Origin of the sequence: Chitinophaga sp. OAE865 (genome assembly GCF_040546735.1) — a bacterium.
Lineage (GTDB): Bacteria > Bacteroidota > Bacteroidia > Chitinophagales > Chitinophagaceae > Chitinophaga > Chitinophaga polysaccharea_A.
On the sequence record NZ_JBEPOF010000001.1, the window covers coordinates 2,419,893 to 2,435,020 of the forward strand.

Sequence of the window (15,128 nt, forward strand, 5' to 3'; positions counted from 1 at the left end):
ATATAATAACAAAATGGCAGGATTTACAGTAGCTATAGTGGGCCGTCCCAACGTAGGCAAGTCAACGTTGTTCAACCGTTTACTGGAACAGCGGAAGGCCATCGTGGACGACCAGAGCGGTGTAACCCGCGATCGTCAATACGGTATTGCTGATTGGAACGGCAAAACCTTCAATGTAATCGACACAGGCGGATTTGTAACCCACAGTGATGATGTATTTGAGCGGGAGATTCGCAAGCAGGCAAAAGTGGCTATGGAAGAGGCCAATGTAATCATCTTCATGTGTGATGTGACTACCGGTATTACAGACCTGGATGCAGATGTGGCGGATATTCTGCGCCGCACCTCCAAACCGGTTTTCCTCGTGGTTAACAAAGTAGATAACAGTCAGCGCCAGCTGGAAGCCACAGAGTTTTACAGCATGGGCTTTGAACGTACCTACTTCCTTTCTTCCATGACAGGCAGCGGCACCGGCGAATTGCTGGACGACGTGGTAACTTTTATTACCCCGGATATGGAAGACGCCAATCAGAATGTAGATATTCCAAAAATAGCGATCATAGGTCAGCCTAATGTAGGGAAATCTTCCCTGCTGAATGCACTGGTGGGCGTGGAGCGTAATATTGTGTCTGATATTGCCGGTACAACCCGCGATACCATTCACACCCGTTACAATATGTTCCAGAAAGATTTCATGCTGATTGATACTGCGGGTATCCGCCGTAAAACAAAAGTGAATGAAGACCTGGAATTCTATTCCGTGATCCGTGCCATCAAGGCGGTAGATGAATCCGATGTGGTAATGCTGCTGCTGGATGCGGAAAAAGGTATCACTGCGCAGGATCTTAGTATTTTTAGTCTCGCTGCCCGAAAAGGCAAGGGCGTAGTGGTCCTGGTGAATAAATGGGATCTCGTGGAAAAAGCCACCAACACGGCCAGGGACTACGAAAAAACACTGAAAGAGCGACTGGCGCCTTTCTCCGATGTGCCTATCATCTTCACTTCCGTAACAGAAAAGCAACGTATTTTCAAAGCTATTGAAACGGCCCTGGAAGTATATGAAAACCGTACCCGCCGGATCCAGACATCCGTGCTGAACGAAGTGCTGCTGAAAGCGATTGAAGCATATCACCCGCCGGTGGTGAGGGGTATTCCTATCCGTATCAAATATGTAACGCAGCTGCCTACACATACACCGGCATTTGCCTTTTTCTGTAATCTCCCGGACGATGTGAAAACGCCGTACCGTAACTACCTGGAGAACCAGATCCGGACAAAATTTGATTTCAAAGGAGTACCGCTGAAGATCTTCTTTAGAAAAAAATAAATACTTACCGGAAAAGAGGTAAAGCAGATTTTGTATTTTATAAAATTTGCATACCTTTGCGGCGGTTTTAAAAATAAAACAACCTAAAAAATGAAAAAATTATTCGTATTAGCTGCTGCCGCTGGCCTGTTCTTCGTTGCTTGTAACGGTGGTAGCACTCCTGCTACTGATTCTGCTGCAACTGCACCTGTAGACACAATGAACGCTGCTCCGGTAGTAACTGCTCCAGTTGACTCTGCTGCTCACGTTGATTCTGCTGCTGTAACTGCTCCGGTTGATTCAGCTGCTGCTGCAACTCCAGCTAAGTAAGAGATTAATATCTTTTCTTGCAAGAAATTAGGAAGCCCATCGCTTATGCGGTGGGCTTTTTGATTTGCGCTGCGCCTTCGGCGCGCGTGCGGATTTTGTCTGACTCAGACAAATTCCGCGTTAATCTTCGAGTATACTCGCCAGGTTCATCAGTTCATCCGTTTTGTAGGCGTCTTTGTCGTCGCGAAAACACTTGGACAGTTCTTCCAGTAAGAACTGCACGATGCGTTTGTTGGATTGTGGTTTGAAGTAGGAGGGGACCGGTGGTACGGATACTCTTTTCAGGTAAGTGTCCACATCCTGCTGGGTATAGATCTGGCCCTGGATGGGGTCTATAAAGAACAGGATGCGGTGGTCGCCGGGTTCCGCGGGGGTGGAAAAGTCAATATAGCTGTCGAAATACGCCAGGATAAACTGCCTGGGGATATTCACCGCGTATACAGGGAGGTCCAGCATGGCGCAGAGGCTTTGGTAGATAATCCCGTTGGTAACAGGATTTCCCTTTTTGGACTCTACCACCTGGTTGATAAAGAACTGGTTTTTGCGTTGGTAGGAAACTTCTTCTCCCTTAAGACCGAAATAATTATAGATCATGCTGTTCAGCACATTGATCTGTTCCAGCGGGGTAAGATAATTGTTCAGTTCCAGCCATATATTACGTTTGATGCGATCTATTTCCGCTATGATAGGTGCATCCATAAGATCGGGGAACTGGTACCTGGCAGCCAGTATGGCGCCCTGCATCAGGTCCTGGGATGATGAAAGCCCCCATACACGTAACGCTGCCTGCAAATCCTGGTAATGAACCCGGTGGATCAGCAGCTCTATCCTTTCCTGAATAGCCTCGTCAATTGTATTCTCCCACAAATTCTCCAGGTTCGGAATGATATCTTTACCGTACAGTAATATTTTACTGGCAACCGTATCAAATACCTCCAGATCCGGATCATCCAACAGGTGGAACAAAGCGTTTATTTCTCTGTTTTCGTTCATACCATTATTATGATCATGTGGTAATCATTAAATAATGTGATCCTGTCGGCAAATTTAATAATAAACATACCATTCACACTGCAGTTATTATCATTGCCCCGATTTTCAGCATATTCTTACCACAGCGTTATTCAGCTTTCTTCTTCCTGGGAGGCGCTTTTTTCTTGGGTGGATTGGCTTTAACGTCCTCAATAATGGCTTTGGCTTCTTCCACGGTCAGATCAGCAGCGTTATCTATTTTTTCCTTCGGTATCTTATAGTTCTTCAGGCCTTGTTTGATATAAGGGCCATACGGTCCTTTCAGGATCTGAATTTTTTCCTTTTCAAATATTTTGATGGTCCGTTCATCCTTGGCAGTACGTTTCTCTGCGATCAACGGTGCTACTTCATCCAGTTCCACGGTGTAAGGGTCCATTTCCTTTTTCAGGGAATAGAATTTCTTATCGTGCTGTGCATACGGACCAAAACGGCCGATGTTGATAATCACATCGGAATCTTCAAACTGGCCAATGTTACGGGGCAGTTTAAACAATTCCATTGCCTCATCCAGTGTAATGGTTTCAATGCTTTGTGTGGCCTTTAACTTGGCAAAGCGCGGCTTTTCCTCGTCTTCCACGCTACCTATCTGGATCATAGGTCCATAACGGCCCATACGTGCTACAATCGGTTTACCGGTAGCGGCATCAGTGCCCAGCGGACGTTCGCCTTTCACCCGCTCTGCATTTTCCAGGGTGTTTTCCACATCTTTATGGAAAGGAGAATAAAATTCGCTGATCATCTTATTCCATACCTTTTTACCGCTGGCAATTTCATCAAATTCCTCTTCAATCTTGGCGGTAAAACCGTAGTCCATTACATTATTAAAGTACTGGTTCAGGAAGTCGGTTACAATCATTCCCAGGTCTGTAGGGAATAATTTCGATTTTTCTGCACCGGTATTTTCTGAGTCGGTTTGTTTGGTGATCTTATCGGCCTTAAGCAGCAGGATACGGAAATCCCTTTTCACACCTTCCTTATCCCTTTTCTCCACGTAATTACGTTTCTGAATGGTGGTAATAGTAGGAGCATAAGTAGATGGACGGCCAATGCCCAGTTCCTCCAGTTTCTTTACCAGGCTGGCTTCCGTATAACGGGGAGCCGGGCGGGAGAACCTTTCGGTGGCTTTCATTTCTTTCAGATCCAGGGATTGTTTTACGGCCAGTGGAGGTAAGGAACCTTCCTGTTCTTCTGTTTCATCTTCATCATCGTGGCTTTCCATGTATACTTTCAGGAAGCCGTCGAATTTCAGTACTTCCCCGCTGGCGGTCAGCTCTTCGTGGTTGGTAGAGATATCGATCTTGGCGATGGTTTTTTCCAGTTCTGCATCAGCCATCTGGCTGGCAATGGTGCGTTTCCAGATCAGTTCGTACAGTTTGCGGGTGTCGCTGTCATCTACCGTGGTGTTTTCCATGTAGGTAGGGCGGATGGCTTCGTGCGCTTCCTGTGCGGACTCATTTTTATTTTTGAATTTCCGGTGCTGATGGTATTTGTCACCGAAACTGGTTTTAATAGCTTTTTCAATTTCACTTACCGCGGTATCAGACAGGTTTACGGAGTCGGTACGCATGTAGGTGATATTACCGCTTTCATACAGCTTCTGGGCCAGCAACATGGTTTTGGAAACGCTGTAGCCGAGTTTGCGGCTGGCTTCCTGTTGCAGGGTAGAAGTGGTGAACGGTGCTGCGGGCGATTTCTTGCCGGGTTTTACCTGTATATCTTTTACGGTATAGGCGGCGCCAACACATTGCTGCAGGAATTTCTCCGCATCTTCCGCGGTTTTGAATTTGCCCGGGCCCTCGGCTTTGAAGGAAATATTCTTACCATTAATATCCTTACCGGTGAAATAAGCTTCCACTTTAAAGGTGCTCACGGAATTGAAAGTGTTGATCTCTCTTTCCCTTTCCACGATCAGTCGGACCGCTACGGATTGCACACGGCCGGCCGACAGGGAATTGCGCATACTCATTTTACGCCACAGCACGGGGGAGATCTCAAAGCCTACAATACGATCTAAAATACGGCGGGCCTGCTGCGCATTTACCCGGTCCATATCCAGCTTGCGGGGATGTTGTACGGCGTTTTCTATGGCAGGCTTGGTAATTTCATGGAAAACAATACGTTTGGTCGTTTTGGGGTCAAGGTTCAATACCTCGCACAGATGCCAGGAAATGGCCTCCCCTTCACGGTCCTCATCCGTTGCCAGCCATACCTCATCGGTATCCTTCGCCAGCTTCCTCAGTTCCTTCACCACCTTTTCCTTATCTTCCGGGATCACATACTTAGGCTTGAAGTTGTTATCAATGTCTATCCCCATGTCATCCTTCTCCAGGTCACGTATGTGACCGAAGCAGGACTTGACTTCGAAGTCTTTGCCCAATATTTTTTCTATGGTCTTGGCTTTCGCCGGGGACTCAACTATAACTAAATTTTTTGCCATGTATGCTTCTTTAATGTGCTGCTAAATACGCAAAATTCTACAAAATAATTACTTCTATGAATTCCGCAATAATATAAAAGTACCTTCAAATTAAAAAATAAGGTCGCTTTTAAACGTTAAAATACGTTGTAATGTAATGAAAAAAACGGGTACCCGCTAAAACACGTATATTAGAAACCACGAATCCGATCGATACCGGCGGTTTGTTATTTTAAAATTAAATATAATGGATGTAGTTATCGTTGGCACAGGCAATGTTGCGCATTGTTTCGGACATCTCCTCAAAATTCATGGTCACCAGGTAAAACAGGTGGTGAGCCGGCAGAAAGACCATGCCAGGGAGCTGGGGGAGATGCTCCATGCAGATTATACGAATGATCTGCAGGATATAAATATGGACGCGGATGTATACCTGCTTGCAGTGAGTGATGCGGCCATCCCTGAGCTGAACGACGAACTGCGCCTGGGAAAGCGTATGGTGGCGCATACGGCCGGAGCGGTGCCCCTGGCTGCCATCTCCAGGATATCCTCCAATACAGGGGTGGTGTATCCTTTACAGTCGATCCGCAAGGAGGTGAAAAATTACCCGCCCATCCCCGTGATGCTGGAAGCCAGCAACGACGAGGTGCTCAGGCGGCTGCAATCACTGGCCCAGAGTATTTCAGGCAGCGTTACGGTTACTTCTTCCGAACAGCGGTTGAAATACCACCTCACGGCCGTGCTGTGTAATAATTTTACCAATCACCTGATCGCCCAGGCAAAAGCCTATTGTGAAAAAGAGCAGCTGGATTTTAATTTACTGCAACCTATTATAAAGGAAACCTTCGACCGGCTGGAGAAATTTGCACCGGAGCAGGTACAAACAGGGCCCGCATTGCGGCAGGATGATACTACCATGAGCCTGCACCGGGATCTGCTGGCCGGAGATCCCTACCTGCAGCTGGTATACCAGGTCATGTCAGACGCTATTTACCAGTTCCATAATAAATAGGGAATAATCGATTGTTAATGCGTAATTGGCTATTTTTGGCCCCATGAACGTATTGGCTTTATTTAAATCTATCACCACCTTTGTACTGGATGTGGATGGTGTGCTCACGGATGGCACCCTGCAATTGCTGCCGGGCGGCGAAATGTCGCGCAGAATGAATATAAAGGATGGCTATGCGCTGCAACTGGCGGTGAAAAAGGGTTACCGGGTGGTGATCATCTCAGGGGGAAAATCGGAAAGCGTGGTGAGCAGGTTACAGGGACTGGGTATAAAAGATATCTATACAGGGGTACACGATAAGCAGGAGAAACTGCAGGATTATGTTTTTGAAAATGATCTTCGCTGGGACGAGATATTATATATGGGAGATGATATCCCGGATTATCTGCCTATGCAACTGGTAGCTTTACCCACCTGCCCCGCAGATGCAGCAGCCGAAATAAAAAGTATTTCGAGGTACGTGTCCCCTCTGCCCGGGGGCCATGGTTGCGTAAGAGAGGTAATGGAAAAAGTATTGAAACTGAACGGACATTGGTTAATGGATGAAGGAATCGCATCGAAATAATAAAAGAGAAAACTATGAAGCTCTGGGCTGCATTTTTTAAACTGATCAGGTACCCGAACCTGGTATATATTGCCCTCACCCAGTTCTTACTGCAATACTGCGTGGTAGAGCCGGTGTTACGCAGCTCCGGCGAAGAGCCGTCGCTACCGGTTCCCCAGTTTGTTTTACTGAGCCTGTCTACCATACTGGTGGCGGCTGCGGGTTATATTATCAACGACTATTTTGATATAAATATAGACATCATCAACAAGCCGGATAAGATGGTGCTGGATAAAATCATCAGCCGGCGCTGGGCAATGGCCTGGCATACCATGCTTAACCTGGCCGGTGTATCGCTGGGATTTGTGGTGGCATGGAAAACCGGGCAGTTCTATCTTGGCTTTACACAGGTGATCTGTTCACTGCTGCTCTGGTTTTATTCCACTTCTTTTAAAAGACAGGTGCTGATCGGGAATGTGATCATTTCCCTGTTAACCGCCCTGGCCGTGGTGGTGGTGGGCTTTTACGAAAGCCAGATCTATCATAGTTTTGAAGCCATCATTTCGCCTACCGGCAGGAAGCTGATACAGATCATCGGGGTATATGCATTATTTGCTTTTCTTATTTCCATGGTCCGGGAAATTGTGAAGGACCTGGAAGATATGATGGGCGACAGTAAAGACGGATGCCGCACCCTGCCCATCGCCTGGGGAGTACTGGCAGCCAAGCGTTTTTGTAATGCCCTTTTGCTGGCATTGGTAATTATTATCCTCCTGGTGGAGATCAGGGTATGGATCTTGGGCTGGTATGCAGCCATCGGTTACCTTCTCCTGTTTGTACAGGCGCCCTGTGCCTACATTTACGTGTTGCTGAAAAAGGCAAGTCTCCCAGAACATTATCACAAAGTAAGCTCACTGGTAAAAGTGATCATGCTCACCGGAATTTTATCAATGATATTTTTTAAACTTTATTTATAGAGATGTATAACCGTGCACCCGTTGTCCTGGCTTCACAGTCGCCGCGCAGAAAGCAATTGCTGGAACAGGCCGGCATTCCTTTCCAGGTGAAGGTGATAGAAACAGCAGAAACTTTTCCTCCCGAATTAGCCATAGTGGATATTCCCGTGCATATTGCGCGCCAGAAGGCCGCCGCCGTGCGGGAGCTGTGCGCTCCCGGCGATGTTATTATTGCTGCTGATACCGTGGTGGTACTGGACAATGATATTATCGGTAAGCCAAAGAACCGGGAAGATGCCATTAACATTTTATCGCGGCTCAGCGCAAGAGAGCATCGTGTAGTCACCGGCGTTATTATCAGGCAGGGAGAGAAGGAAGTAGCCTTTTCCAAAACAACGGCTGTACATTTCAAGCCGTTAACCACAGAGCAGATCACTTATTATGTGGATGAGTACAAACCTTTCGACAAGGCAGGCGCCTATGCCATACAGGAATGGATCGGCGCTGTGGGGATAGACAGTATAAATGGTTGCTTCTATAATGTAATGGGGCTACCGGTAAGCAGGGTAGTAGAAGAGCTGGAAAATTTTTAATCAATAAGAACGGCGCAGGGAACTGCGCCGTAATCATGATTGGTTTTTGCTTTATTACATCTCTTTTATTCCAATATCAGGATATTCACATCTTTATTTTTCAGCCAGCCGGCTTCTCTCAGTTTCTGCAGGTTGATAGTACCTACCACATAGCGCCATTCAGTAGACTCATATTTTTCAGAGATATTAAAGAACTCTGCCAGGTCTACCTGGTCGGGTGATTTGTAGCGCAGGTATACTTTCAGTTTTACATCATTTGTAAAGCTGGGCTGGTTGTTTTGTTTGATCTTTTTGTACTCGTAGCGGTAGTTGTACAGCAGTGCGGAGATATCCGATAATACGGCGCTGCCGGTGGCGGTACCGCCTGCGCCTTTACCTACAAAGAACTGTTTGTCGGTGAATGCGCTTTCCAGCAGGATACCGTTGTATTCGTTGTACACATCGTAGAGCAGGTTGTGCTCCCTGATCAGGTGTGGCAGTACATAAGCGAATACATGCCCGTTCTGACGGCGGCATTGTGCAATGAGTTTGATAGTACAATTCCTTTGTTTGGCAAACTGGATATCAAAATCATTCAGGTGATGGATACCGAAGTTGAACACTTCTTCCGGTTTCACAAAAGTACCGAATGCGTGCAGCAGCAGGATCACTATTTTGAATTTCGGATCATATCCTTCGATATCCAGTGTTGGATCTGTTTCCGCGAAACCCAGGTCCTGCGCTTGTTGCAGGGCGGTGGCAAAGCTGAGGTTCTCTTCAAATATTTTTGTAAGAATATAATTCGTAGAGCCGTTACAGATACCTTCCACTGCATTGAGCAGGTCGTTATCGTAGTATTCTTCCAGGTTACGGATAATGGGAATACTTGCGCAGCTGGATGCTTCATACAGGAAGGGTACTTTGTTTTCCGCCTGCAGCTGGTACAGAGCCGGCAGGTTTTCAGCGATCATGCGTTTGCTGGCGCTTACTACGGCTTTACCGTTGCGGAGCGCTTTGCTCACTATTTCAAAGGCTGCTTCGGTTTCATTGATCAGCTCTACTACTACGTCAATGGTAGGATCTTCGAGTATTTCATTTTTGTCTGTCGTAAAATAACTGCTGTCGATCGGTCTTGATTTATTAGGATCTTTAATACAGATCTTTTTGATCCGTGCATTAATACCTTTTGTTCTGTTCAAAACTTCATAGAGTCCTTGTCCTACGACGCCGAATCCGAAAATGCCTAAATTGATGATCTTGTTTTCCATACTTTTTTTGAGCTTGCAGCCTTAGCAATCAGTCTTTCGCCGTGCAGAGATGATCAGTTTCCGTACATTGAAAGTGGTGTTACCAACCACTAATGGCTTTATTGTAAAACTGTAATTTGCTTGCCGGCCGGATGGTTTAGTTTATCCAGCGCCTGTTTCAGGTCGTTGATCAGGTCATCGGCATCTTCGATGCCTACTGATAAACGGATGCAGGAATCCTGCAGTCCTGTTTTTCTCCGGAATTCTTCCGGGATGGTACGATGCGTCATGGTGGCCGGGTGGGCCAGCATGCTTTTCACGCCGCCAAAGCTTTCTGCCAGCTTAAATAATTTGGTAGCGTTTACGATACGGATCGCATTTTTGATATTGTCGCTTTTCAGGGAAAAGCTTACCAGAGCGCCGTAATTTTTTTGTTGTTTACGGGCGATGTGGTGATTTTTGTGGGTGGCCAGTCCGGGATAGAACACTTTATCCACCGCAGGATGTGTGGCCAGCCAGTTAGCGATGGCGCTGGCGTTGCTGCATTGTTTTTCCAGGCGGAGGTACAGTGTTTCGATACCGCGTATAGTAAGCCATGCTTCAAAGGGGCTGAGTATACTGCCGGAAATATTCTGGTTATACCGGATCTGGTCTGCCAGTGTTTTTGAGTTCACTACTACAAGGCCGGCGATCACATCGCAATGGCCTGCCAGGTATTTGGAGGCGCTGTGGATCACAAGATCCGCGCCCAGTGTTAACGGCTGTTGCAGTAATGGGGTACTGAAGGTATTGTCTACCGCCAGCAGGATATTATGCTGTTTGGCAATTTTGCTGATAGATTTAATATCAGATACGCGCAAAGTGGGATTGGTGGGCGATTCCAGCCAGATGATCTTTGTATTGGGCGTAATTGCGGCCAGTACTTTATCGAGGTTGCTGGTATCTACAAAATTCACTTTGATCCCAAAGCGTTCAAACATGTGGTTAAAGATCTGGAAGATGCCACCGTAGGTATCTTCCACGGCCATGATCTCATCGCCGGACTTTAACAGCTTCAGCACTGCATCTATGGCCGACATACCGCTGGCAAACGCAAACCCGGCAAACCCTTCTTCCAGGTTGCAGATGAGGTCTTCCAGCACTTTTCTCGTGGGGTTGTTTGCCCGCGAAAACTCAAAGCCTTTATTGATGCCGGGTGATTCCTGCACAAAAGTGGACGTTTGATAGATAGGCACAGAAATGGCGCCTGTCAGTTCGTCTACCGGTATGCTGTGAATCAGTTGTGTAGCTGTTTTCATGTTATAAATTATTTTTAATGATGTTCAATGTGCACAATTGCCAACTGCAACGATATCATTAAAGATCAACTTAAACAACAACAAATCCATGAAAGGGCGGGGAGGGGGCATAAAAAAAGCTCTCCCGTTTGTTGGAAGAGCTCTTTTAGAAAGTTATATATATCTGTGAAGTATTATCTCTGCCAACTTATCTTTCCCCGGTTTGCACCAGGGCAGGAATTAGCACCTTTTTCCCGATCATAGATCAGGAAAGGTTGCTAAGGCATCGCAGGGCCAAGTCCCTCCGCCTTTCTGGATAAGTGATGTGTAAGAACTGGCGCAAAGGTAATATCACTTTAGGCAGATTTCCAAATTGGAGTAGTTTTTTATTTATTAACCGGTGTTTTATTACCTTTGGATGATATTATTTTATACCCAACCATATCTTTTATGTTTGTTAACCCGTTGCTCTCAGAAGAGCTGTTCCAGCATATCTGGGCCTTCCGGCTATTTAAGCAGGATCATCTGACCACCACCGGCGGAGAGCCGGTACAGGTAATATTTCCAGGCGTTCATAACCACAATGGCGGACCGGATTTTTCGGCTGCCAAGATCAGGATCGGCGCTACTTTATGGGTAGGCCAGGTGGAGCTGCACCTGCGCACATCCGACTGGTTCCGGCACGGGCATCAGTATAATGCACAATACGGCCGTATTATCCTGCATGTGGTGTTTGTGCACGACATGCCCGATGTTGTTACCGGGAATGCTCCCTGCCTGGAATTGCAGCAGCATATCCCCAAGGTGCTCCTGCAGCGTTATGAGCAGTTGAAATCATTATCGCCTTTTGTGCCATGTGCCCCCCATGCCGTGCAGGTGCCGCAGCTGATCTGGCTAAGCTGGAAAGAGCGGTTGCTGGCGGAGCGCTGGGAACGTAAGATCAGCAGCCTGCGGGCCTGGCTGCAGCATAATCATTACAATTGGGAGGAAGTGTGCTACTGGGCAGTGGCGCAGAGTTATGGCGCACCGGTAAATGCCTTGCCTTTCCTGCAGGTGGCGCAATCGCTTCCCTATAAAATGCTGATGCGGTACCGGCACCTGCTGCTCCAGGTAGAGGCGCTGCTGTTTGGCCAGGCAGGGATGCTGGAAGCCTCGCAAACCGACGGGTATGCGTTACAGTTACAGGATGTTTACGGGCACCTGCAGCACAAATTCCGGCTCAGCCCAATTCCGGCCCACCACTGGAACTGGCTGCGGATGCGCCCTGCTGCCTTTCCCACCATGCGGCTGGCCACTTTTGCCGCATTGCTGCAGCAATCCACCCACCTGTTTTCCCGGATCCTGGAAGCCCCTGATGTAACAGCCCTGGAACAACTTTTTTTCGTGCAGCCGTCGGCGTACTGGCATACACATTACCGTTTCGGGCAACCCGTAGCGCGCACCCAGCGGCCCGGGAAGCAGGCGGTACAGGGTATCCTGATCAACACGGTGCTGCCCCTGCTGTTCCTGTACGGACAGGATAAGAATGGCAAATATTACCAGGAAAAAGCCCTGCATTTCCTGCAGCAGCTGCCGCCGGAAAGGAACCATATCACCAACAGCTGGAGCCAGCTTGGTATTGGCCAGGAAAGCGCGTTGGAATCGCAGGCGCTGCTGCAGCTGAAACAGCATTATTGTGATGAGAAAAGATGCCTGCAGTGCGCCATAGGAGTGAAGATCATTTCAGGCGTGTAGCGGATTTTGTCTTGGAACACTGATTACGCTGATTTTGATGATTTGTTTGATTTTATTTTGGGAGTTTGATAATAAATTAAGGGAGATATGAGCGGATTCACCCGCATATATCTCCCTTAAAAAAATAAGATCTTAAAATAAAATCAAACAAATCATCAAAATCAGCGTAATCAGTGTTCCAAGACAATTTAAACCGCCGAAGGCGGTGCACTACCAATTAAAGGTGACATCCTGTACAATGTCCGGGTGCACGCTCATGGCCACGGGACAGGTATGTGCCGCCCTTTCCAGGATGGTCCGTTCTTTTTCACCAAGGCCATGGCCTTCGGGGAAGTCGAATACGATGGTGATGCCCGTGATACGGCGCGGGTCTGTGCCCATTATTTTCTGTACGCTTACTTTGGTGCCCTCAATAGCCCAGTTATTATCCATTGCCTTGATGCCCATAATGCTGAGCATACAGGAGCCCAGGGCAGTGGCTACAAGGTCGGTGGGAGAAAATCTTTCCCCCCTGCCACGGTTGTCAACAGGTGCATCTGTTTCGATAACAGTGCCTGATTGCAAATGGGTGGCGGTGGTACGTAACTGGCCGGTATAGATAATAGATGCTGTTTGCATGATATCTTTTTAAATGATCAATCCGTAAAATTAAATGTATTTTTATTATAAGTGTATCCCTGGCAGTAAAGGTCCCTGGTAAACTAAAAAAAAATTAGCTACGTTTGTAATATATACATAACAATACCTTTGTTCAAGCGTTTATTTATTATAATAATAGCCCACTGTGAAAAAAATATACTTAATCCTGTTTTTAGCAACAATATCCGGCGGCTTGTTTGCGCAAACCACCACCCGGCAGCAAAGCACCAAGAAAAGTGATAAGGAACAGCGTAAGCTGAAAAAGATCTCCATTTTCCGCGAACAGGAAGAGGGGGAGAATGTTTTCCAGCGTGATTTTTCTGCAGGGGCAAGGCTGAACACCGACGGATGGTCTGGTTTTGCGGAACTGGGATACCGGAAAACGAGGAAAAAAGTGAATTATTTCCAGTTTGAGTTTGGGGAGAAGAAGAGTAATAAGGAAGTAAAGGTCAATAGCGGGTATGCCTTTACCCAGCGCCCATATATTTACGGTAAACAGAATAATTTTTACCAGGCAAAACTGGGTGTAGGCCAACGGTACCTGATTGGCGGTAAAGCCAATAAAAACGGGGTGGAGGTAGACGCTGTCTATTACGGGGGCGTATCCCTGGGGCTGGTAAAACCCTATTACCTGAATGTGCAGAATGAAACGGGTGAAAATGTGGATATCAAGTACACCCCTGAAACTGCGGACCTTTTCCTGCACAAAGAGCAGATCAACGGCGCGGGCGGTTTCGGAAAAGGATGGAACAACCTCAGCGTGGTTCCGGGATTGCATGCCAAATTGGGTATGCGGTTCGACTGGGCCCATTTCAACGAGGTGGTGAGCGCCCTGGAAGTGGGAGTGAATGGTGAATATTATACCAAAAAGATTCCTATTATGGTGGTAGTAGATGGAGTTGACCAGAATAAACAGTTCTTTTTTAATGCATATGTCAGCATCCAATTCGGGAAGCGCTGGAATAAGAGATAAGTATTAACTTTGCTCTTCTAAAGAAAGGAATAAGCGATGCAAGAACTACCCGTAATAGCCGCCGAACCGGCTACAACAAGAGTGAAAAAGCCCGACTGGCTGCGCGTTAAATTACCCATAGGCGAGAATTATAAACAGGTTAGAAACCTGGTAGATACCCATAAATTACATACGATCTGTGAAAGTGGCAACTGCCCTAATATGGGCGAATGCTGGGGAGCCGGCACCGCTACTTTTATGATCCTGGGAAACATCTGTACCCGTAGCTGCGGCTTTTGTGCCGTAGCCACCGGCCGGCCGGAAGCAGTGGATTTCGATGAGCCGCAACGGGTGGCGGAAGCCATTTACCTGATGAAAGTAAAACATGCCGTTATCACCTCTGTAGACAGGGATGAGCTGAAAGACGGCGGTTCCATCATCTGGGCCAACACCATCAATGCTGTTAGGGCATTGAATCCTGAAACCACCATGGAAACCCTTATCCCGGACTTCCGTGGCCAGTGGGAAAATCTCCAGCGTATCATTGATGTGGCGCCTGAAATTGTATCACACAACCTGGAAACGGTAGAACGTTTAACCAAGCAGGTAAGGATACAGGCCAAATATCACCGCAGCCTGGAAGTGATCCGCCGCCTGAAAGAAGGTGGCATGCGCACCAAGAGCGGTATCATGCTCGGTTTGGGCGAAACAAAAGAAGAAGTGGTACAGGCCATGCAGGACCTGTACGATAACGGTTGTGATGTGGTAACGCTGGGCCAGTACCTGCAGCCTACACCAAAACATCTGCCCGTGGCACGCTTCGTTCATCCTGATGAATTTGCAGAATTACGCGAGATAGGTTATAACATGGGACTCGACTACGTAGAGTCAGGACCGTTAGTAAGATCATCCTATCACGCAGAAAAACATATTGTCAGCGGTCGTAATAAAGGATGACCGGAACTGATTTTCACTTATTTGTTAAAATCCACCCGGAAGGGTGGATTTTTGTTTTCATAACGTTATCTTAGCGCCCGAATTCGTTTTACCTAAACAACAAGATTAGTTGTTGTATACCTACTTCGCTGTTATACGTTGTATTCAGATACCT

General features: G+C 47.1%; 14 protein-coding genes and 1 riboswitch. Of the genes, 9 read left to right on the plus strand and 5 right to left on the minus strand.

From position 1 onward, the window contains the following. The first annotated feature begins 13 nt into the window (after positions 1-13). Both der and ABIE50_RS09955 read left to right on the plus strand, forming a co-directional pair. Positions 14-1,327, plus strand: a complete 1,314-nt coding sequence (der, locus tag ABIE50_RS09950) for a ribosome biogenesis GTPase Der (protein WP_209863962.1) — start codon at positions 14-16, stop codon at positions 1,325-1,327. 90 nt (positions 1,328-1,417) lie between these two features. Further along, positions 1,418-1,636: a hypothetical protein gene (locus ABIE50_RS09955; protein WP_142683388.1), complete on the plus strand. Its 219-nt coding sequence runs from the start codon at positions 1,418-1,420 to the stop codon at positions 1,634-1,636. A 120-nt stretch (positions 1,637-1,756) separates the two neighbouring features. On the opposite strand, the gene ABIE50_RS09960 is transcribed toward ABIE50_RS09955, so the two are convergent. Both ABIE50_RS09960 and topA read right to left on the minus strand, forming a co-directional pair. Next, positions 1,757-2,629 (minus strand): transglutaminase-like domain-containing protein, encoded by an 873-nt coding sequence (locus ABIE50_RS09960; RefSeq protein WP_209863959.1) that lies wholly within the window; start codon positions 2,627-2,629, stop codon positions 1,757-1,759. A 127-nt stretch (positions 2,630-2,756) separates the two neighbouring features. After that, positions 2,757-5,105, minus strand: a complete 2,349-nt coding sequence (gene topA / locus ABIE50_RS09965) for a type I DNA topoisomerase (protein ID WP_142683386.1) — start codon at positions 5,103-5,105, stop codon at positions 2,757-2,759. Between the two features lie 226 nt (positions 5,106-5,331). Here topA and ABIE50_RS09970 point away from each other — a divergent pair, with 226 nt between their 5' ends. The 4 genes from ABIE50_RS09970 to ABIE50_RS09985 are packed head-to-tail and all read left to right on the plus strand — an operon-like array spanning position 5,332 to position 8,189. Further along, the gene (locus ABIE50_RS09970; RefSeq protein ID WP_209863957.1) at positions 5,332-6,096 is read left to right on the plus strand and encodes a Rossmann-like and DUF2520 domain-containing protein; all 765 of its coding nucleotides are present in this window, start codon (positions 5,332-5,334) and stop codon (positions 6,094-6,096) included. A 43-nt stretch (positions 6,097-6,139) separates the two neighbouring features. Then, positions 6,140-6,661 carry a KdsC family phosphatase gene (locus tag ABIE50_RS09975; RefSeq protein ID WP_142683384.1) on the plus strand — a complete coding sequence of 174 codons (522 nt, stop codon included), beginning with the start codon at positions 6,140-6,142 and terminating at the stop codon, positions 6,659-6,661. A 14-nt stretch (positions 6,662-6,675) separates the two neighbouring features. After that, positions 6,676-7,617 (plus strand): geranylgeranylglycerol-phosphate geranylgeranyltransferase, encoded by a 942-nt coding sequence (locus ABIE50_RS09980; RefSeq protein WP_209863954.1) that lies wholly within the window; start codon positions 6,676-6,678, stop codon positions 7,615-7,617. 2 nt (positions 7,618-7,619) lie between these two features. Beyond that, the gene (locus tag ABIE50_RS09985; RefSeq protein ID WP_209863952.1) at positions 7,620-8,189 is read left to right on the plus strand and encodes a Maf family nucleotide pyrophosphatase; all 570 of its coding nucleotides are present in this window, start codon (positions 7,620-7,622) and stop codon (positions 8,187-8,189) included. A gap of 65 nt (positions 8,190-8,254) precedes the next feature. On the opposite strand, the gene ABIE50_RS09990 is transcribed toward ABIE50_RS09985, so the two are convergent. Next, positions 8,255-9,436, minus strand: a complete 1,182-nt coding sequence (locus ABIE50_RS09990; protein WP_209863949.1) for a homoserine dehydrogenase — start codon at positions 9,434-9,436, stop codon at positions 8,255-8,257. A gap of 98 nt (positions 9,437-9,534) precedes the next feature. Beyond that, complete coding sequence (locus tag ABIE50_RS09995; protein WP_209863946.1) at positions 9,535-10,713, minus strand: trans-sulfuration enzyme family protein; 1,179 nt, start codon at positions 10,711-10,713, stop codon at positions 9,535-9,537. Between the two features lie 184 nt (positions 10,714-10,897). Beyond that, positions 10,898-11,015, minus strand: a riboswitch (SAM riboswitch). A 127-nt stretch (positions 11,016-11,142) separates the two neighbouring features. On the opposite strand from ABIE50_RS09995, the gene ABIE50_RS10000 reads away from it, so the two are divergent. Beyond that, entirely contained in the window at positions 11,143-12,426 is a 1,284-nt protein-coding gene (locus ABIE50_RS10000; protein ID WP_209863943.1) for a DUF2851 family protein, read from the plus strand. Between the two features lie 210 nt (positions 12,427-12,636). On the opposite strand, the gene ABIE50_RS10005 is transcribed toward ABIE50_RS10000, so the two are convergent. Then, positions 12,637-13,044, minus strand: a complete 408-nt coding sequence (locus tag ABIE50_RS10005; RefSeq protein ID WP_142683378.1) for an OsmC family protein — start codon at positions 13,042-13,044, stop codon at positions 12,637-12,639. A gap of 166 nt (positions 13,045-13,210) precedes the next feature. Here ABIE50_RS10005 and ABIE50_RS10010 point away from each other — a divergent pair, with 166 nt between their 5' ends. Continuing rightward, positions 13,211-14,038, plus strand: a complete 828-nt coding sequence (locus ABIE50_RS10010; RefSeq protein ID WP_209863941.1) for a hypothetical protein — start codon at positions 13,211-13,213, stop codon at positions 14,036-14,038. A gap of 36 nt (positions 14,039-14,074) precedes the next feature. Next, positions 14,075-14,974, plus strand: coding sequence for a lipoyl synthase (gene lipA, locus ABIE50_RS10015; RefSeq protein ID WP_079468971.1), 900 nt, complete (start codon positions 14,075-14,077; stop codon positions 14,972-14,974). Positions 14,975-15,128 lie beyond the last annotated feature (154 nt).

Coding starts and splice junctions, on each gene's coding strand:
- der (WP_209863962.1), top strand. CDS start 14: ATGGCAGGATTTACAGTAGCTATAGTGGGCCGTCCCAACGTAGGCAAG.
- ABIE50_RS09955 (WP_142683388.1), top strand. CDS start 1,418: ATGAAAAAATTATTCGTATTAGCTGCTGCCGCTGGCCTGTTCTTCGTT.
- ABIE50_RS09960 (WP_209863959.1), bottom strand. CDS start 2,629: ATGAACGAAAACAGAGAAATAAACGCTTTGTTCCACCTGTTGGATGAT.
- topA (WP_142683386.1), bottom strand. CDS start 5,105: ATGGCAAAAAATTTAGTTATAGTTGAGTCCCCGGCGAAAGCCAAGACC.
- ABIE50_RS09970 (WP_209863957.1), top strand. CDS start 5,332: ATGGATGTAGTTATCGTTGGCACAGGCAATGTTGCGCATTGTTTCGGA.
- ABIE50_RS09975 (WP_142683384.1), top strand. CDS start 6,140: ATGAACGTATTGGCTTTATTTAAATCTATCACCACCTTTGTACTGGAT.
- ABIE50_RS09980 (WP_209863954.1), top strand. CDS start 6,676: ATGAAGCTCTGGGCTGCATTTTTTAAACTGATCAGGTACCCGAACCTG.
- ABIE50_RS09985 (WP_209863952.1), top strand. CDS start 7,620: ATGTATAACCGTGCACCCGTTGTCCTGGCTTCACAGTCGCCGCGCAGA.
- ABIE50_RS09990 (WP_209863949.1), bottom strand. CDS start 9,436: ATGGAAAACAAGATCATCAATTTAGGCATTTTCGGATTCGGCGTCGTA.
- ABIE50_RS09995 (WP_209863946.1), bottom strand. CDS start 10,713: ATGAAAACAGCTACACAACTGATTCACAGCATACCGGTAGACGAACTG.
- ABIE50_RS10000 (WP_209863943.1), top strand. CDS start 11,143: ATGTTTGTTAACCCGTTGCTCTCAGAAGAGCTGTTCCAGCATATCTGG.
- ABIE50_RS10005 (WP_142683378.1), bottom strand. CDS start 13,044: ATGCAAACAGCATCTATTATCTATACCGGCCAGTTACGTACCACCGCC.
- lipA (WP_079468971.1), top strand. CDS start 14,075: ATGCAAGAACTACCCGTAATAGCCGCCGAACCGGCTACAACAAGAGTG.